This is a genomic window from Streptococcus sp. GP0011 (assembly GCF_030546305.1).
Lineage (GTDB): Bacteria > Bacillota > Bacilli > Lactobacillales > Streptococcaceae > Streptococcus.
Map to the genome: position 1 here is coordinate 54638 of NZ_JAUONR010000010.1, position 20813 is coordinate 75450.

General features: G+C 39.9%; 8 protein-coding genes. All 8 read left to right on the top strand.

Annotated elements, in window-relative coordinates:
• Positions 1–106 precede the first annotated feature (106 nt).
• A complete protein-coding gene (locus tag Q4443_RS09630) occupies positions 107–4522 on the top strand; it encodes an antigen I/II family LPXTG-anchored adhesin (RefSeq protein ID WP_303408325.1) in 4416 nt (1471 codons plus the stop codon).
• Between the two features lie 133 nt (positions 4523–4655).
• Complete coding sequence (locus Q4443_RS09635) at positions 4656–5183, top strand: aromatic acid exporter family protein (protein ID WP_042768020.1); 528 nt, start codon at positions 4656–4658, stop codon at positions 5181–5183.
• A 76-nt stretch (positions 5184–5259) separates the two neighbouring features.
• A complete protein-coding gene (gene glnR, locus Q4443_RS09640) occupies positions 5260–5616 on the top strand; it encodes a transcriptional repressor GlnR (protein WP_000664333.1) in 357 nt (118 codons plus the stop codon).
• A 38-nt stretch (positions 5617–5654) separates the two neighbouring features.
• A complete protein-coding gene (glnA, locus tag Q4443_RS09645) occupies positions 5655–7001 on the top strand; it encodes a type I glutamate--ammonia ligase (RefSeq protein ID WP_001122885.1) in 1347 nt (448 codons plus the stop codon).
• A gap of 390 nt (positions 7002–7391) precedes the next feature.
• The gene (locus Q4443_RS09650) at positions 7392–7979 is read left to right on the top strand and encodes a TlpA disulfide reductase family protein (RefSeq protein WP_001168154.1); all 588 of its coding nucleotides are present in this window, start codon (positions 7392–7394) and stop codon (positions 7977–7979) included.
• Positions 7980–8038: 59 nt separating this feature from the next.
• Entirely contained in the window at positions 8039–16684 is an 8646-nt protein-coding gene (gene padA, locus Q4443_RS09655) for an LPXTG-anchored isopeptide-forming adhesin PadA (RefSeq protein ID WP_303408326.1), read from the top strand.
• Between the two features lie 75 nt (positions 16685–16759).
• On the top strand, positions 16760–18580 hold the full coding sequence (locus Q4443_RS09660; RefSeq protein WP_303408327.1) for a G5 domain-containing protein: 1821 nt from the start codon (positions 16760–16762) through the stop codon (positions 18578–18580).
• Between the two features lie 362 nt (positions 18581–18942).
• On the top strand, positions 18943–20813 hold a 1871-nt coding region (locus Q4443_RS09665; protein ID WP_303408328.1), incomplete at its 3' end, for an isopeptide-forming domain-containing fimbrial protein.

Consider the following 20813-nt stretch of genomic DNA (forward strand, 5'->3'; position numbering starts at 1 on the left):
GTGGAATTTTTCTATAAATAAAAAAAAGAGTAAATATTTGCATCCTGCCTTGTAAAGTGCTAATATGAAAAGTAACGACTAAATTTAGATAAGGAAAAGGATTATAATGAAAAATAAAAAAGAAGTCTATGGATTTCGTAAAAGCAAAGTTGCGAAAACGTTGTGTGGTGCTGTTTTAGGAACTGCTTTGATTGCTTTTGCAGACAAAGCAGTATTTGCTGATGAAGTTACAGAGACAACTAGTACAAGTACAGTTGAGGTAGCTACTACAGGGAACCCAGCCACAAATCTACCTGAAGCTCAGGGTGAAATGAGCCAAGTTGCCAAAGCAAGCCAAGCTAAGGCTGGTTCTAAAGACTCAGCTTTGCCAGTAGAAGTATCATCAGCTGATTTGGATAAAGCAGTTGCTGATGCAAAATCTGCAGGAGTTAAGGTGGTTCAAGATGAAACAAAAGACAAAGGAACAGCTACAACTGCTACAGAAAATGCTCAAAAACAAGATGAAATTAAAAGCGACTATGCTAAACAGGCTGAAGAAGTAAAGACAACAACTGAAGCATATAAAAAAGAAGTCGCAGCTCATCAGGCTGAAACAGATAAAATCAATGCTGAAAACAAAGCAGCGGATGACAAGTACCAAAAAGATCTAAAAAGTCATCAAGAAAAAGTTGAAAAAATCAACACTGCTAATGCAACAGCTAAAGCAGAATATGAGGCTAAGCTAGCACAATATCAAAAAGATTTAGCAACTGTCAAAAAAGCAAATGAAGATAGTCAACAGGATTATCAAAATAAACTTTCAGCTTACCAGACAGAATTAGCTCGAGTACAAAAAGCTAATGCTGAAGCTAAAGAGGCTTATGATAAAGCAGTAAAAGAAAATACAGCTAAAAACGAAGCGCTTAAAGCTGAAAATGAAGCGATTAAACAGCGTAATGAAACTGCAAAAGCGAATTATGAAGCAGCGATGAAGCAGTATGAAGCAGACCTTGCAGCTATTAAGAAAGCTAAAGAGGATAATGATGCTGATTATCAAGCTAAATTAGCAGCTTATCAAACAGAATTGGCACGTGTTCAAAAGGCTAATTCTGATGCAAAAATAGCCTATGAAAAGGCTGTTGAAGAAAACACAGCTAAAAACAATGCTATCCAAGCTGAAAATGAAGCTATTAAGCAGCGTAACGCCACTGCAAAATCGACTTATGATGCAGCGGTGAAGAAATATGAAGCAGATTTGGCGGCAGTTAAGCAAGCAAATGCTACCAACGAAGCAGACTACCAAACTAAGCTAGCAGCTTATCAGACAGAACTAGCTCGCGTTCAAAAAGCAAATGCCGATGCAAAAGCAGCCTATGAAAAGGCTGTTGAAGATAATAAGGTAAAAAATGCTGCGATTGAAGCTGAGAATGAAGCAATCAAACAACGCAATGCCGCGGCTAAAACTGACTATGAAGCAAAATTAGCTAAATACGAAGCTGATCTTGCCAAATATAAGAAAGAGTTGGCTGAGTATCCGGCTAAGTTGCAAGCTTATGAAGCTGAGCAGGCCAAAATTAAGGCAGCTATGGCTTTAGCAGAATCAAAGAAGAATGAAGATGGAAACTTGAGTCGCCCAAGTGCTCAAAGTTTGATTTTCAAATCGGAGCCTAATGCTGAACTTTCATTGACTACAACTGGTGAATTTGTTAGCTATACTGGCATGGAAGCAGCTGTGAAGAATACTGCAGAATTTGCCAATAAACTCTTCCAGTTGGATAACTTTAAAGTAACAGACATTCAAAATGCTAACTACCAGACAAACAAACAGGAAAGCTTTGGTACAGTCGGTAAGTATTCTGAGTACAATTCAAATGTAACAAGTGGTAAGGGACCAACTGAATGGTCTTCAGTCCTGCTGAAACGAGGTCAGTCTGCAACAGCAACTTATACGAATCTTCAGGGGACTTACTATCAAGGGAAAAAAGTTTCTAAAATCGTCTATACTTATACTCTTGATCCTAGTTCCAAGTTCCGCAATGATAAGGCTTGGTTGGGAATTTTTAAAGACCCAACGATGGGGGTTTTCGCTTCGGCTTATACTGGTAATACAGAAGATGCTACCTCTCTCTTCGTTAAGACTGAGTTTCAATTCTATGATGAAGATGGTCAAATTATTAATTTTGACAAGGCCTTGATGTCTGTAGCGTCTCTTAACCGCGAAGCAAACTCAATCGAGATGGCTAAAGATTATACTGGGAATTTCATCAAAATTTCGGGTTCTTCAGTTGGTGAAAAGAACGGCCAAATTTATGCGACAGAATCTGAAAACTTCAAAAAAGGAGTTGGTGGTTCCCGCTTCACCATGTATAAGAATAGTCAACCAGATTCTGGTTGGGATAATGCAGATGCACCAAACTCTTGGTATGGTGCGGGAGCAGTGGAAATCTCAGGTCCTTCAAATAGTATGACTATCGGAACAATTTCGTCTTCAGAAGTGTTGGGACAGCCTGCAGCGAATGATCCACGTAGAGCAGAGAAATTATCTCCCAAAAAGCCAAATATTTGGTTTGCGATTAACGGAAATGTTCGAGCAACTAATTTGCCAACCATCACATTAGAAAAACCAACTCCGCCAGTAGAACCAACTGCACCACAAGCTCCTACTTATGAGACAGAGAAACCATTGGAACCAGCTCCAGTAGCACCAAGCTACGAAAATGAGCCAACTCCACCGGTAAAAACTCCAGATCAACCAGAGCCATCAAAACCAGAAGAGCCGAATTATGATCCATTGCCAACTCCGCCGGTAGCACCAACTCCTAAGCAGTTGCCAACACCACCAGCGGTGCCAACAGTTCACTTCCATTACAATCGTCTTTTTGCACAACCTCAGATTAATAAAGAAATTAAAAATGAGGATGGTGTAGATATCGATCGTACTCTCGTTGCTAAGCAGTCTGTAGTGAAGTTTGAGTTGAAAACGGAAGCTTTAACTGCAGGGCGTCCAAAAACAACTTCGTTTGTATTGGTAGATCCACTTCCAACGGGCTATCAGTTTGATTTGGAAGCAACCAAGGCTGCAAGCAAAGGTTTTGAAACAAGCTATGATAAAGCTAGTCACACTGTAACCTTTAAGGCTACTGAGGAGACCTTGGCTGCTTTCAATGCAGATTTGACAAAATCCTTTGAGACTCTATATCCAACTGTTGTTGGTCGTGTCTTGAATGATGGGGCAACTTATACAAATAACTTTACATTGACAGTCAACGACGCCTACGGTGTTAAGTCAAACATTGTTCGTGTAACGACTCCAGGTAAACCAAATGATCCTGACAATCCAAATAACAACTACATCAAGCCTTTGAAAGTTAACAAGAACAAGCAAGGTGTGAATATTGATGGCAAAGAGGTTCTAGCTGGTTCAACGAACTACTATGAACTTACATGGGATTTGGACCAATACAAGGGAGATAAATCTTCTAAAGAAGCGATTCAAAATGGTTTCTACTATGTGGATGATTATCCAGAAGAAGCCTTAACCCTTCAACCAGAATTGGTTAAGATTCGTGATCTAGAGGGTAATCTTGTATCAGGTATCAGTGTTCAACAGTTTGATAGTTTAGAAGCTGCTCCTAAGAAAGTTCAGGACTTGTTGAAGAAAGCAAACATCACTGTTAAAGGTGCTTTCCAACTCTTCTCAGCTGATAATCCAGCCGAATTCTACAAGAACTATGTAGCAGCAGGAAAATCATTGCTCATCACAGATCCAATGACAGTTAAACCTGAATTTGGTCAAACGGGTGGTAAGTACGAAAACAAAGCCTACCAAATTGATTTTGGAAATGGCTATGCTACAGAAGTAGTTGTCAACAACGTACCGAAAATCACACCGAAAAAAGATGTGACAATCAGTATGGATCCAAGTAGTGACAATATTGATGGCCAAACAATTCCGTTAAACCAGTACTTCAATTATCGTTTGATTGGTGGTTTGATTCCACAAAATCATTCTGAGGACTTGAATGACTATAGTTTTGTAGATGATTATGACCAAAAAGGTGATCAATACACTGGAAACTATAAAGTTCTTGCCAAGGTTGATATCCGATTGAAAGACGGTCGTGTTATCAAGGCAGGGACAGACTTAACAGCTGAAACACAGGTTGAACATGATCAAGATAAGGGAATGATTACCATTCGCTTCAAGGAAGAATTCCTTCAAGAGATTCAGTTGGATTCTCCATTCCAAGCTGAGACTTATATTCAAATGAAACGAATTGCTGTTGGAACCTTTGAAAATACCTATGTAAATACTGTGAATAAAGTTGCTTACGCTTCAAATACAGTTCGTACGACAACGCCAGAACCTAAGAAACCAGAGGAGCCAACAACTCCTAATCCTAATCCAAATCCAAAAGGCAACCCTACTCTACCTCAAACGGGTACAAATGATTCAAGCTACATGCCATATCTTGGTCTAGCAGCTTTAGTAGGAGTTTTAGGACTTGGTCAGTTGAAACGGAAAGAAGACGAAAGCAAGTAAGCTCTAAAAGTTAAATAGAAAAGAGGAACTCTGTTTCCTCTTTTTTATAGCCAAAAATTAAAAACGCTTCCTATTGATTTTGGCTCATAAAATCAACTAATTTATGTTAAAATGGTAGTAGAAAGTTGAGATTATGAGTTATTTTAAAAAATATAAATTTGATAAGTCACAGTTCAAGCTTGGTATGCGAACCTTCAAAACAGGGATAGCTGTATTTATAGTTCTCTTGATTTTTGGTTTTTTTGGCTGGAAGGGGCTTCAAATCGGAGCACTAACAGCGGTCTTCAGTCTACGAGAGAGCTTTGATAAGAGTGTCCATTTTGGAACTTCGCGTATCTTAGGAAATAGCATTGGCGGTTTTTACGCCCTTGTCTTTTTCCTCTTAAACACTTTATTTCATGAAGCCTTTTGGGTAACCTTACTAGTTGTCCCGATTTGCACCATGTTAACCATTATGACAAATGTTGCCATGAACAACAAGGCAGGAGTTATCGGTGGTGTAGCGGCTATGTTGATTATTACCCTATCAATACCGAGCGGAGAAACATTTTTGTACGTGTTTGCGCGCGTATTTGAAACATTTATGGGAGTTTTTGTCGCAATCCTTGTTAATTATGATATTGAGCAACTGAAACTCTTTTGGGAGAAAAAAAGAAAATAATGTTACATTTTATGACATTATTCGTTGACGTTTATCTTTTTTTAGACTATAATAGACAGGAAGAAGGAAATTGTAAATGAAGGAAAGAGAATTTCGCCGAAATATGGCTGTTTTTCCTATCGGCAGTGTTATGAAATTGACCGATCTCTCGGCGCGTCAGATTCGTTATTATGAAGATCAAGAGTTGATCAAACCTGATCGAAACGAAGGAAACCGTCGCATGTATTCGTTGAATGACATGGATCGTCTACTTGAAATCAAAGATTATATCTCTGAAGGTCATAATATTGCTGCGATTAAGAAAAAATATGCTGAACGCGAGGCGAAGTCCAAGAAAGCCGTGAGTCAGACGGAAGTGCGTCGCGCACTCCACAATGAACTCCTCCAGCAAGGGCGCTTTGCTTCAGTACGGTCACCCTTTGGTCGCGGTTAGGCAATCGCAAGTAGTCATATATATTAAGGAGAAAACCCATGCCAATCACAGCTGCAGATATTCGTCGTGAAGTCAAGGAAAAAAATGTTACCTTTATCCGTCTCATGTTTTCAGATATTCTGGGAACCATGAAAAACGTCGAAATTCCTGCTACAGATGAACAGTTAGATAAGGTCTTGTCAAACAAAGCCATGTTTGATGGCTCTTCTATTGAAGGTTTTGTACGTATCAATGAGTCAGATATGTACTTGTACCCAGACTTGGATACATGGACAGTCTTCCCATGGGGAGATGAAAATGGAAGTGTTGCAGGTTTGATCTGTGATGTCTATACAACAGAAGGCGAACCCTTTGCAGGTGACCCACGTGGTAATCTGAAGCGTGCACTTCGTCATATGGAAGAAGTAGGATTCAAATCCTTCAACCTTGGTCCAGAACCAGAATTCTTCCTCTTTAAGTTGGATGAAAATGGGGATCCAACACTTGAAGTAAATGACAAGGGTGGCTACTTTGATTTGGCGCCTACTGACCTTGCGGACAATACACGTCGTGAAATCGTGAATGTCTTGACCAAAATGGGATTTGAAGTAGAAGCGAGTCACCACGAGGTTGCGGTTGGACAACATGAAATTGACTTCAAGTATGATGAAGTCCTCCGTGCCTGTGACAAGATTCAAATCTTTAAACTCGTTGTTAAAACCATTGCTCGCAAACACGGTCTTTACGCAACCTTTATGGCGAAACCAAAATTTGGTATTGCTGGATCAGGTATGCACTGTAATATGTCCTTGTTTGATGCAGAAGGAAACAATGCCTTCTTTGATCCAAATGATCCAAAAGGAATGCAGTTGTCTGAAACGGCCTACCATTTCCTTGGCGGTTTGATTAAGCATGCTTACAACTATACTGCTATCATGAACCCAACAGTTAACTCATACAAACGTTTGGTTCCAGGTTATGAAGCGCCTGTTTACATTGCTTGGGCTGGTCGTAACCGTTCGCCACTTGTGCGCGTACCAGCTTCACGTGGTATGGGAACTCGTCTTGAGTTGCGTTCAGTGGACCCCATGGCAAACCCATACATCGCTATGGCAGTTCTATTGGAAGTTGGTTTGCATGGTATTGAAAACAAAATCGAAGCACCAGCTCCTATCGAAGAAAATATCTATATCATGACAGCGGAAGAGCGTAAGGAAGCTGGAATTACTGACCTTCCATCAACGCTTCACAACGCCTTGAAAGCCTTGACTGAGGATGAAGTGGTCAAGGCAGCCCTAGGTGAACACATCTACACGAGCTTCCTTGAAGCTAAACGTATCGAGTGGGCTAGCTATGCAACCTTTGTGTCACAATGGGAAGTTGATAATTATCTTGATTTGTATTAAGAACATAAAAAAGATTGTCTGATTGGGCAATCTTTTTTATTATTGCAAATTTTTAAATGTATTTCGTTGCTGTTTTTAGTATAGTTATTATATAGAAAAACAGAAAACAAGAAAGAGTGAATTATGCATTAAAAAGAAATAATATTCTGAAAATAATTAGAAAATAACGTCCAATCATTTTCATTATACCTATTTAATGCAGTAGTGTGGCGGGTTTAGCGTGAGAAAGAAAAAAGTTTACAATTTGACAACATATTTCTTGAAATACTAATTAGTAAATGATAAAATGTTTTTTGGAATGGATGAGTTTCGGAGAGTTTATAAATCATTTACTATATTATTTACTCAAGTTCTACTCGCCATATTTCATTAAAAAGGAAAGGAGATTCTATGCAAAAAGATAAGTGGTGGCTTCCGTTTTTAGCAGTGGGAGTCATCATCGGATTGTCGGTGGGTTTGATTTATTATACTAGACCCGCTAAGGACGGAGAAGTAGGGACTTCATCAGTTTCGCAATCAACTTCAAGTGCTGAGAACAATACTGCCTTGAGTCTAAAAGGTCAACAACTTCCAGAATTTAAAATGACTTCTCAAGACGGTAAATTGGTTGCTAGTTCAGAGCTGTATGATAAACCTATGTTAATTGTCGAATGGGCTAGTTGGTGTCCTCATTGTCAGAAACAACTACCCATTGTTCAGCAGATGTATGAAAAGTATGGTGAACAGATCAATTTTGTTTTACTAAATATGAACGAACCTGGTAAAGAAACAAAGGAGAGTGCTGATCGATACATTAAGGAAAAAGGATACACTTTCCCTTATTATTATGACGAAGATCAATCAGCGGCAGATCTATTACAGGTTCAGACCATACCAAGTATGTATTTTGTGACCAAAAAGCAAGAAGTAAAAAATGTATTGGTTAATCATTCCGATGCGGAAAGCTTTTCTAAAGAGTTGCAAACACTACTCAACTAACATATATCTACTATAGAAAAGGGGGAAGAAGAAATCACAATAGGATTTCAGAAATAGCAATGAGAGATTTCATTAAAAAGGTCTCCATATTGTTTATCATTTTATTCTTATCTGTTCCATTAGCCTTAATGGGACAGCTACTTGGTAGCGCTGCAGCAAATGAAGGCGGTAGTACTATTGAAGTAGGTGGAAATACAAAGATAACACAAAATGGATGTTCCCGTAAAATTGAAAAAACGGAAAAAATTAGCTGGCGCCTGCCTAGAAAACCAGTGGATTTGGTAATCTTGCAGGATGCGAGTGGATCATTTAAGAACACCATTCCAAATGTCCAGAATGCTTTAAAAACTCTGACGACATTTGTGAAGGAAGAAGAGTATGATGAAAATAACCCACGTTTGGTTAAGACTGATAATCCAGATACATCAGACCGGGTTATGATGGCGACCTTCCAAGGTGCAGATGGATACAACTACTACTACAATAACGATTTTACAGGCCGTAAAGATGTTTATGGTAGTTGGGGACCTGACTATGATTACAAATACAAGGCAAGTAACTTGTCTTCTGACCAAAATGATATCCATCAATTCATTAATAATATTAAAGTAGCGGGAGGAACACCAACTGTTCCAGCTATTGACGATGTCATTGCTCAATATAATGAAAGAAAAGGGAATATGGCTAATGGTCGTAAAACTATCTTTCTTTTGATTACGGATGGTGTTGCCAATGGGAAACGTGACCCTGATGGTAAGGTTCGTCTAGAGTACAGTGACTATCGGAACAATATTCTTACACGTGCATGGAATTTTAATGAACTAACAGAGGCGTCTCAAAACGTTTTAGGGCGTGTGAAAGAGGTTAAGGAAGCATCTACAAGACTTAAAAATGTTGTTGGTTCTGAAGGAACAGTAGTAGTTGGTTTCTGGGAAGACGTAACAATCTTTGCGAATTCCAAAGCTCAGTACTATGACACATATAAAGAAGGTTATTCAAAATATTTTGATATAGGGGATAACCGAAGTGTCCAAGAGATTTTCCATGAAGCATTAGAGGGGATGGCTTCTCCAGCTAAAAATATCAATGGAAAAGATGTTTCCTTCTATGTTAATGAACAAAGCGATATCAATAAATTCTCAAGTCGAGTTCTAGAATCTGTTGGTGCTGCTCTGGTTAAAGAAGATATCAAAGGTGAGTTTGAAGTTACTCCAGGATATAAGGTAGATGCAGTTCGAATTAATGGTAAGAAGATTGTATCAAAGGTTACCGATTCGAAGAAAGAAATTCGTGGTAAGATTGTTCAAGAAGGAGACAAGGTTACAATCTCTGTTCCAGAGAGTGTCTTTAATCCAGGAAACAACAAGTTTGACTATGATTTGAGTAAGGAAGCACATGCTGAACAAGTTGATGAGGATGATGAGCAAGACCCTCCTGCAGACTACAAACCAGTTAAGGAGACAGTTCCAGTTCCTGAGCTGACTGGTAAATTTAAAGTTGGTGATTTTGCGACTGAAACAATCGGTGGTTCGAAAGAAACTGTAGAAGTTCAAAAACTTGAATACTGTTACCCAAGTGCCACCAAGAAAATTGCAGACCAAGATCAAAGCAATGATACTGGTACTATTGAAGATCCGCTTCAATTAACAAAAAAACCATCCTATGCAGCGAACTTGTCTGCCAAAGATGAAACATTTACTTATACAGTAGATTACAACTTTAACAACGCTCCATATGAGTTCAAGAAAAATGTTATGCTGACTGACCCTCTTGACTATCGTTTGGAAGTTGTAGGTCATCATGCGTCTGGCCCAGAAGGTACTATCCTGACACGTGTTGTGAAGCAAAAGGACGATCTTGGAAACGACCGAGAAGTTGTTGTTGCGGATGTACCAAGTGTGAATGGTTATGAATACTTAGTGCTTCAAAAAGCTAAAATGACCATTACCGTTCGCTTGAAGGAGCAATATCGCAATAATCAAGCGAGCAAAGAATTTATGGCCCTTCTTCAGGATAATGATGGTTTCGGTTTGCTGAACCAGGGTAATATCATGTGGAATGGTGAGGATAATAATCCTGATCCAAGTAACCATGCTAAAACAGCTGACAAACCAAGTACAATTCGACGCTCAAACCCAGTCTATGTCAAACCACCAGTCGAGACAGAAGTTACAAAGAAGGTCAATGGTAAGGAACATGAAGATCTTAAGAAAGAAGAAGAACTCTTCGAGTACAAGGTGACTGTTCCATGGCCAGGCATTGCAGATACATTCAGCCTTACGGATACAGTTGTTTCAGAGTTGGAAGTTCAGGCAGATAGCTTGAATGTAAAACTTGGTGAAAAAGATAATACTGAGTTGAAAACTGCTACAAAAGTTGAAGGTCAAACTGTTTCACTGACTCTTGATAAAACTCAACTTGAAAAAATCTCACGTAAGGTAACGCGTCGTAAAACTAAAGATGTTCAATACCTTGAATTGACCTTCAAGGCTAAGATTCGTCCGGGTGCTGACCTTTCTAAATATAAGGAAGATGGTCAAATAAAAGTACCTAACACGGCAGATGTTGCCTTGAATGATATCAAGAAAACATCGAATAAAGTAACGGTTACCCCACCAAAACCAAAAGAACCTTCTATTGATAAGAAGATTAATGAGAACTTGGATAGCTTCCAAACGTTTGATGGGCAACCATACAACTACAACATTACAACAGCAGTACCAAGTGATGTTGCCAATTACAAGAAATTTGTGATTCGTGATACACTGGATGCTAATTTGGAACTTGCAGGCGACGTAAGTATTAAAGGTTCTGCAGCGGCACTCTTTGATATCCACACCAATGACCAAGAGATTACGGCAACGGTGAAGGATGGTCAGTTTGGTGAACTTGCAAAATACTCAACTGTTGAACTAGTCATTCCTGCAAAAGTTAAAAATGGTGTGACAGGTACAACCATTGAAAACAAGGCTTCTATTTCCTTTACAAATGAGAATAATGTAGAGAAAGAAGTTGAATCGAAACCTGTCACCGTAACGCCACCTCCTGTAACGAAGAAGATCAATGAAACCCTTGATCACTTAGATATCGCGACAGGTCAAGCGTATAACTACAACATTAAGACAAAACTTCCAACAGATATTACAGATTACAAGAAATTTGTGATTACAGATACACTTGAAGGAGATTTGTCAGTTATCAATGAAACTTCAAGCAAACCAGTTATCAAAGGAGCGGCTACAGCCTTCTTCGATGTAACAGTTAAGGGTCAAACCGTGACTGCAACGATGAAGGACTTTGCGAACGCTACAGACCTTGCTGGTCAAGAAGTGGAATTGATTATTCCGGCTAAGATCAATGATGGAGTGACTCGTATCAACATTCCAAATACTGCGAAGTTCAGCTTCACAGATAAGAACGATCATAGCGGAGAAAAAGAAACGAAACCTGTCACCGTAACCCCTCCTTCAGAACCAGGTGTTGATAAGAAAATCAACGAAACACTGACAGAGGCAACAATCGGTGCAGAAACCGACTTTACTTATAATATCAAAGCGAAATTGCCAAATGATATTACAACGTACAAGTCCTTCGTTGTAACGGATACCTTGGATGAGAACTTGACTCCAGGTCAAGCTGAAATCAAGGGAGCTGCAGCGAAATTCTTCGATGTAACAGTTCAAGGTCAAACCGTGACTGCAACGATGAAAGATTTTGCGAATGCGGGTGACTACGGTAACCAAGAAGTAGAGCTCGTGATTCATGCCAAAGTGAAGAAAGGCTCAACTGTTCCATCTATTGAGAACAAAGCTAAGATTACTTACACCAACAAGAATGACCAACAAGGTGAGAAAGAAACCAAGCCGGTCACTGTTACACCACCACCAATCACGAAGAAGGTGAATGGTCAGGAACACGCAGATCTTGGTAAGTTATCAGAAATCTTTACTTATACGATTGACTCAACGGTTCCACATGTGGCAGATACCTTTACCATTTCAGATGATATCGTCAAAGAATTGGCATTTGAAGGAGAAGCAACGGTCACTGTTGATGGCCAAGCTGTTCAAGACCTCACTGTAACAACAGAAGGTCAACGTTTGACGGTCACATTTGGTAAAGAGCAAGTGAAACAATATGCTGGTAAAGCTGTACAAGTTTCATTTAAGGCTAAGGTGAAGGAAGGCATTACCTTTGATGCACTCTTAGCGGCTTATCCAAATGAATCAAAAGACAAGCCGGTAGTACCAAATACTGCTAGCTACATCATTAATGATAATCCTGATTCTAAGAAAGAATCAAAACCAGTCACTGTCACTCCACCGCCAACAACAACTCCAGAGCTTAAGAAGGAAGTAAACGGAGCAGAACGTTACGATCTTGCAAAACGTAATGAAGAATTTACTTATACTTTGAAAACAACAATGCCTGCCAATGCAACTGTGTTTGAGATGACAGACGAGTTGAAAGAAGTTCTAGAATTTGTTGGTGAGAATGCTTCAGCTACTGTTAAACTTGATGGTGAGGATGCAGGATCGAAGGCGACAGTGACAATCTCTGGCCAAGTGATCAAAGTTACCTTTACAGAAGCTTCTGTAAAAGCAGATGCTGGTAAGTCTATTGAAGTGAATTTCAAGGCTAAGATTAGAGATAATGCCAACTTATCAGCTTATGTGAATAAAGATGGTAAGACAGAGATTCCGAATAAGGCTTCTTATGATATTGATCATAATCCAAGATATCACAAGGATTCCAATGAAGTTCCAGTAACTCCACCGACTCCAGAAGAACCAGAAATCAAGAAAGATGTGAACGGCAAAGAAGCTGAAACTCTTGGCAAACGTGACCAAGTCTTCACATACAACGTGAAAACAAGAGTAGCGCAAGATGCGACAGCCTTCAGCGTAACCGATAAGATCGAAGATGTTCTTGAGTTCGCAGGAACTTCAAGTGCTAAATTGAATGGTCAAGCTCTTGATGCTAGCCAAATCAAGGTAGAAGGTCAAACCATTACCTTGACGCTTACAGAAGAACAAGTCAAAGCCAATGGCGGTCAAGCAGTTGAATTAACATTCGACGCGAAGATCAAAGCTGGTGCGAACTTGTCAGCGTATGTGAAGGAAGACGGTCGTACACAGATTCCGAATAAGGCTTCTTATGACGCAAGCTTCCCGCACAAACCAGGAGTGCACAAGGACTCTAACGAAGTCCCAGTAACGCCACCAACACCAGAAGTGCCAGAAATCAAGAAAGATGTGAACGGCAAAGAATCAGCAACACTTGCGAAACGTGATGAAGTCTTCACTTACAACGTGAAAACAAGTGTAGCGCAAGATGCGACAGCCTTCTCAGTCACAGATACCCTAGTGGACGTTCTTGAATTCGCAGGAACTTCAAGTGCTAAATTGAACGATCAAGCTCTTGATGCTAGCCAAATCAAGGTAGAAGGTCAAACCATTACCTTGACGCTCACAGAAGACCAAGTGAAAGCCAATGGCGGTCAAGCTGTTGAATTAACGTTCGACGCGAAGATCAAAGCTGGCGCGAACTTGTCTGCATATGTGAAGGAAGACGGCCGTACACAGATTCCAAATAAGGCTTCTTATGACGCAAGCTTCCCACACAAACCAGGTGTGCACAAGGATTCTAATGAAGTCCCAGTAACACCTCCAACACCAGAAGAGCCAGAGATCAAGAAAGATGTGAACGGCAAAGAAGCTGAAACTCTTGGCAAACGTGACCAAGTCTTCACATACAACGTGAAAACAAGAGTAGCGCAAGATGCGACAGCCTTCAGCGTAACCGATAAGATCGAAGATGTTCTTGAGTTCGCAGGAACTTCAAGTGCTAAATTGAATGGTCAAGCTCTTGATGCTAGCCAAATCAAGGTAGAAGGACAAACGATTACCTTGACGCTTACAGAAGATCAAGTGAAAGCCAATGGCGGTCAAGCAGTTGAATTAACATTCGACGCGAAGATCAAAGCCGGCGCAAACTTGTCTGCTTACCTATCAGAAGATAAGACTGTGAAAGTTCCTAACAAGGCAGCTTACAAGGCAGATCTTCCAAACAAGCCAGGCTTTACGAAAGACTCTAATGAAGTCCCAGTAACGCCGCCAACACCAGAAGAACCAGAAATCAAGAAAGATGTGAACGGCAAAGAAGCTGAAACTCTTGACAAACGTGACCAAGTCTTCACTTACAACGTGAAAACAACAGTAGCGCAAGATGCGACAGTCTTCGCGGTAACGGATACACTAGTGGATGTTCTTGAGTTCGCAGGAACTTCAAGTGCTAAATTGAATGGTCAAGCTCTTGACGCTAGCCAAATCAAGGTAGAAGGTCAAACCATTACCTTGACGCTTACAGAAGAACAAGTCAAAGCCAATGGTGGTCAAGCAGTTGAATTAACATTCGACGCTAAGATCAAAGCGGGTGCTAACTTGTCTGATTATGTAACAGAAGATAAGTCAATCAAGGTTCCGAACAAGGCAGCTTACAAGGTAGATCTTCCAAACAAACCAGGCTTCACTAAGGATTCCAATGAAGTTCCAGTAACGCCACCGACTCCAGAAGAGCCAGAAATCAAGAAAGATGTCAACACGAAAGCTGAAGAAACACTCGCTGATCGTGATCAAGTCTTCACCTACAACGTGAAAACAAGTGTTCCAACAGATGCGACAGTCTTCAGTGTAAGTGATACACTTGAATCTGTTCTTGATTATGCAGGTTCAGCAAACGCGAGCTTGAATGGTCAAGCGCTTGACGCTAGCCAAATCAAGGTAGAAGGTCAAACCATTACCTTGACACTTACAAAAGAGCAAGTGAAAGCAAATGGTGGTCAAGCAGTTGAATTGAGCTTCACTGCGAAGATTAAAGCGGGAGCTGATTTGACTCCATATCTAACAGATCGTGGATTCACTGTTCCAAATACAGCTTCTTATGACGCGAAGTTCCCACACAAACCAGGGCTACACAAAGATTCGAATAAAGTTCCGGTAGTCGTTCCAAAAGAACCAGAACCAGAAATTTCTAAGAAGATTAATCGTACCTTGGACCACTTGGATGTGGAATACGACGCACCATACATGTATAATGTCAATACCGCTTTGCCAAAAGATATTGATAAGTACAAAGAGTTCACAGTCACAGATACACTCGAACCGGTCTTGGCAATCGCTGATACGCCAGTAGCCTATGTGGATGGTCGTGATGCAAATGGAGCTCTTGAAACAAGTGTTAAGGGAAATACTGTCACTGTAAAAGTGAAAGATTTCGCTCGACTAAAAGGCTTCAAAGAGATTCAATTGTACATCCCAGCTAAACTCAAAGCGAATAGCGATTTGAAAGCTTATAAGGACCAATTGGTACCAAACAAAGCAACTGTCAACTTCAAGGATGCCAATGGTCAATCTGGCAGCAAGGAATCAAAACCGGTAACGGTGAAACCACGTGACCCAGAAAAACCAACAGATCCGACACCAGGTGAACCTGCTAAGACAGTTGGACCAGAAAATGGATCAACACCAGGGACTTCATACAACTTGCCAAATGCAACAGATACTTTCCGCTTCGATATCACTACTCCGGTTCCAACGGATCCAGTGGATGAAAATGGAAATGCCAAGAAGGATCAATACGGTCGTCTTGTCAAGACAAATTTGACGAAATTCACGATCAGTGATGAAATCCATTCAGTTTTGAAAGTCAATAAAGACCGAATCGCTCTTAAAGTTGAAAACGCTCAGTTTGACAAGCTCAAAGCAGCTCTTCAAGCCCAAGTTGAACAGGCAGAGAAGGAACTGAAAGCTTTGACAGGTAAGTCAACTGATGAGACCTCAACAGAGAATAACAAGAAGGAAGACCTAAAAGCGGCGGAAGCTAAAGTGGCTGAATTGAAAGCGAAGTTGGAAGCAGCTAAGGCAGCGCAACCAGCTAAACCAGCTGAAACTACAACACCAGCTACTCCAGCAACAGCTGCTGAAGAAACAACACCAGCTACATCTGATTCTTCTGCAACAGAAGATAAGAAACCTGCAACTAGCGAGCCAAGTCAAGGTCTTGCAAGCTTGGAAGCAGAGTTGAAAGCAGCTGAAGAAACCTTGGCTAAACTTCAAGCACCAGCTGAGAAAGAAGCAGAATTGGCACCAGCTGATAAGAAACAACAACAAGAGAAACTCGAAAATGAAATCAAGAAGCTAAAAGAAGCTCAAACTAAGCTTCAAGCAGCTATTGATAAATTGAGTAAGGCTTCAAATGATCGTGGTGAATTAGTAGGTAAAGAGTTGGAAGCAATTGCCACTATTACTTACGATGAAGCTAAAAACATTGTAACTCTTGAAATCAGCGATAAGGATGTTCTTGAAGCCTTGAAGGGAAGTAAAGTAACTCTCGTTCTTTATACCAACTTCAGAGAAGGAACAGATTTTGCACAATTCGCGACAGGTGTACCAAATACGGCAAAAGTAAGCTTTAACCATAATCCAAAGCCAAAAACTACCAACAAAGTTGTGGTGTTCCCACCAACACCACCAACACCAGAAAAACCACAAACTCCGCCACCAGGTGGAACCGTTCCTCCAGCAGAACCTAAGAAAACATTGCCAAATACAGGTTCTGAAGGATCTTCAATCTTTGGAGTACTTGCAGCTCTAGCTCTAGGACTTGCTGGACTTCTAGTTTGGAAGCGTAAAGCTGAACGTTAGTATCATATAGTAAGAGGAGAGTAGAAAATTTTACTCTTCTCCTTACTGTATATTGAAAGTGTTAAGGAAAGAATAATGAGTAGAAAAAAATTATTAAAGTTAGGAATTTCTATACTTGCTTTAAATGCACTTGGAGTAGCCACTTATCATGTAGCTCCCGACTTGTATCAAATTCCAACAGTGCATGCGGAAGAGACACCAGCGGAAGATGAAGAAATTCCAGATGGCCAAGAGCGAAGTATTGCAAATACGTTCAAAAGAATGCTTGATAGTATAGAATCTTCAATTAAGGATTTTACAAATAGTCCAGATGAGGATAATAAAGAACTCCTAGAGGGTGATGTAGAAGAAGCAAAGAATTTTTTTGAGACTGCAAAGAAGGCAATGAAGAGTCCAGAAGGTCAAAAAAGTTTTGCGGCGCTTGAAGCTCGCTACAATTCTTTAAAAGCTAAGGCTGAGGCACTTCTCACTGGGGGAGATTTAAAAGAAGAACATCAAGAAGTCACAACTACTGAGGAGATTCCTTACCCATCTCGGACAGAAAACAATGCAGACCTCGCTGAAGGTACTCGAAAGGTAAAACAAGCGGGAGAAAAAGGTCAGAAGAAAGTTGTTTGGGATGTTACTTTGGTAAATGACGTTGAGAAAAAACGTGATAGAAAGAGCCAAACAGTAATTAAAGAACCAGTAGAAGAAATCATCGAAGTTGGAACTAAGAAAACAGGTGTAGAAACCAAAGAAACAGTGACTGTAGAGGAAAAAGTTGCTTTCAAAGAAGAAACGAAAGTAGACCCAGCACTGGATAAAGGTCAAACGCGTGTTGAAGAAGGTGAAGAAGGTGTCGATGAAGTCACTTATGAAGTGACAAAAGTGGATGGTGTTGAAAAATCTCGTAAAGAAGTTTCACGCAAGACTAAGAAAGCTGCAAAAAACAAGATTACCTATACCGGTGGGAAAGCTGTTGTAACCACTAAGGAAGTAACCAAAACTGAAGAAGTTGCCTTCCAGACTCGTGAGGTTGAAAATGCACTCTTAGCTGAAGGTGTTCGCCGAGTGAAAACAGCTGGGCAAAAAGGTGTTCGTACCATTGTTGAAACAGTGACTTACACAGACGGTGTTGAAACAGGTCGTGTTGAGAAATCAAACACAATCACCACTCCAGCAGTAGACGAAGTTGTCGAAGTTGGAACTAAGAAAGTAGTAGCCCCAGTTGTAACGACTAAGGAAGAGACCAAGACGGAAGAAGTTGCTTTCCAAACTAAGGAAGTAACAAATCCAGATCTTCCAGAAGGAACTCGTCAAGTGAAGACAGCTGGTAAGAAGGGTGTTCGTACCATTGTTTATACAGTGACTTACACAGACGGCGTTGAAACAGGTCGTGTTGAGAAATCCAACACAATCACTACTCCAGCAGTAGACGAAGTTGTCGAAGTTGGAACTAAGAAAGTAGTAGCCCCAGTTGTAACGACTAAGGAAGAAACGAAGACAGAAGATGTTGCCTTCCAAACTAAGGAAGTCACAAATCCAGATCTTCCAGAAGGAAGTCGTCAAGTGAAGACAGCTGGTAAGAAGGGTGTTCGCACCATTGTTTATACAGTGACTTACACAGACGGCGTTGAAACAGGTCGAGTTGAGAAATCAAGCACAATCACCACTCCAGCAGTAGATGAGATTGTTGAAGTTGGAACTAAGAAAGTAACTCCTACAACAACCAACGGTGATAAGAATGATACTGCAATAACAGGGAACCAAGCTGAAAGCACTAAGAAAGAAGAAACTGCAAGCCAAGATAAGAAAGTTCTACCAAGCACAGGTACAGCTTCTACCAGTCTTCTTTCAATGATTGGTTTATTTATCGCCGGTCTAGTAGGCTTTGTCGCTCGTAAGAAGGACTAAGGCTCTCTAATATACAAAAGTATCTTTTGTACGAGAAATACTAAAAAGAACCCAGAATTTATTCTTGGGTTCTTTCTTTATAAAAAATTAAATATATTAATGTTTATGTGTGGCTTGAGTACGTTATGAAACTCATAGAGTGATAATAGGATTAACTATAAAACAGTTATTCACATAGTGTAAACGCCTTTTCTAAAATTTTTATATTTTAATTATTCTCACCGAAAATTGACAATCTGGAAATACAAAATAATAAATTTTTATCTATAATCTACTTTTAATTGCCCTTTTTTTGTGTTAAAATGAGATGAATATTTCTTTTGAAATGATTAAATAATCATTTTTAATTTTGGAGGTACATTATGAAATGGAAATATCGCATGAGAATGCCTTTTTCTACTATTTTCAGTAGAAAAAAACAGGCTTTTCTCGGATTAGTCGTTTTACTTTTTTCTATTTTTCTTCTTCCGCTTCAATCTTATGCGGCTTTAGAAGAAATAAAAAACGGAACGGATATCTCAACCTTGGATATTCGTAAGTTTAATTTGAACATCAACAATTTTAGTGTTTTATCTAAATCACAGGCTGTTGATCAGTTTCATTTATCGAATCCCCACTATGAATATCTCTGGGGTGGTGCCTATCCAGGCGAGATGGAAAACTTTACTCTTAAAGTAGATAAAAGTAAAAAACAGGATCAAGTTTTCGAAAATCCTCTTTCTCTAAAATTCACAAATATTGGGACAGTCAATGGTAAGCAAGTAGATGCTTATCTAAATTTCAATAAAGTAACCCTACACTATCTTAATACTGCTCAGGCAGAATCTGAGATGAATAGTGCTCAAAAATCTACTGTTGAATTTTTCTCAATTTCTGAATTATGGGAAAGTAGTGCTTTTGAAATTGGGAATGTTCCCTATGTAGATGCGGCTCATGACTACATTATGAATAAGGCTTTTTGGCTTGATGCGGATGTAACAGCAGAGTTGCGTTATGCAGATGGTTCCGAGACAGATTTGAAGTTGGTTATGAAGCCAACAGACATCGATGCAATGGATGCCAACAACTTGAAGGAAACCTTCTATGTTAAAGATTATCAAAATGATGTTAATCTTCGTTTGATGAATAATGCCAATGTTTTAAGACAGGAAGATCAAGGAGATCGAACTGCTTGGGTAGCAACTCAGATTACAAGCGGTAGCTATTCTGAGAACAATATCTCTGGTTTTGCCCTTCGATCAAATAGTAATAGTATGAATTTTGGTTACTCATCAACAGAGGTTGCTTCGGCCGTCTTTGGTCTTTATATTGAAAAAATTGATCCGAGCCCTGTTCTAGCAGTGGATCCTACAGAGATTCCAGCTAAGGAAGGACAAGATGTAACCTATAAAGCTACGTTTAAAGTTCCGGTTCCAGGTAAGGACATTTTAGCAACGCCTTCATCTATCGAAATGGTTCAGAATTTTGATGATCGCTTGGACTATAAAGAACTTAAAGTTGAATCAGGTGGAGTGACTCTGCAAGAAGGACGTGACTATACGATTGAGAAGTCAGGTCAAACAGTTACTGTTAAAATGACACCTGAGTACATAAAATCAAATTCTGCCGCTGAGATTATTATCACTTATAAAACAGCTACCAACAAAAAAGTAGAAGAAAAAGGTCCTGAAAAGATTGACAATACTGTAACATTGCATGTTGATAATTTATCAGCTCCTTCTAATCAGGTAAGCACTGCCCTTCTTTATGAAAAACATCATGAGTTTGTGAGTGGGACCCCAGGTAAAGATCTTCCACAAGAAGTGAAAGACTTGCTTCCAGCGACAGATAAGAACTTGTCTAATGGTACTCAAGTAACGCCAACTCAACCAAGTAAAACAGAAGTGAAGACAGCAGAAGGCACTTGGAGCTTTAAGTCTTATGACAAGGCATCAGAAACCATCAATGGAGCGGACGCCCACTTTGTCGGTACTTGGGAATTCACCCCAGCACCAACTTACAAGGCAACACACGAATTTGTTAGCGGAACTCCAGGCAAAGACCTTCCACAAGAAGTGAAAACCTTGCTTCCATCAGACCAAACAGACTTGAAAGATGGTAGTCAAGCGACTCCAACTCAGCCAAGTAAAACGGAAGTGAAGACAGCAGAAGGTACTTGGAGCTTCAAGTCCTACGACAAGGCATCAGAAACCATCAATGGAGCGGATGCCCACTTCGTCGGTACTTGGGAATT

Coding starts and splice junctions, on each gene's coding strand:
- Q4443_RS09630 (WP_303408325.1), top strand. CDS start 107: ATGAAAAATAAAAAAGAAGTCTATGGATTTCGTAAAAGCAAAGTTGCG.
- Q4443_RS09635 (WP_042768020.1), top strand. CDS start 4,656: ATGAGTTATTTTAAAAAATATAAATTTGATAAGTCACAGTTCAAGCTT.
- glnR (WP_000664333.1), top strand. CDS start 5,260: ATGAAGGAAAGAGAATTTCGCCGAAATATGGCTGTTTTTCCTATCGGC.
- glnA (WP_001122885.1), top strand. CDS start 5,655: ATGCCAATCACAGCTGCAGATATTCGTCGTGAAGTCAAGGAAAAAAAT.
- Q4443_RS09650 (WP_001168154.1), top strand. CDS start 7,392: ATGCAAAAAGATAAGTGGTGGCTTCCGTTTTTAGCAGTGGGAGTCATC.
- padA (WP_303408326.1), top strand. CDS start 8,039: ATGAGAGATTTCATTAAAAAGGTCTCCATATTGTTTATCATTTTATTC.
- Q4443_RS09660 (WP_303408327.1), top strand. CDS start 16,760: ATGAGTAGAAAAAAATTATTAAAGTTAGGAATTTCTATACTTGCTTTA.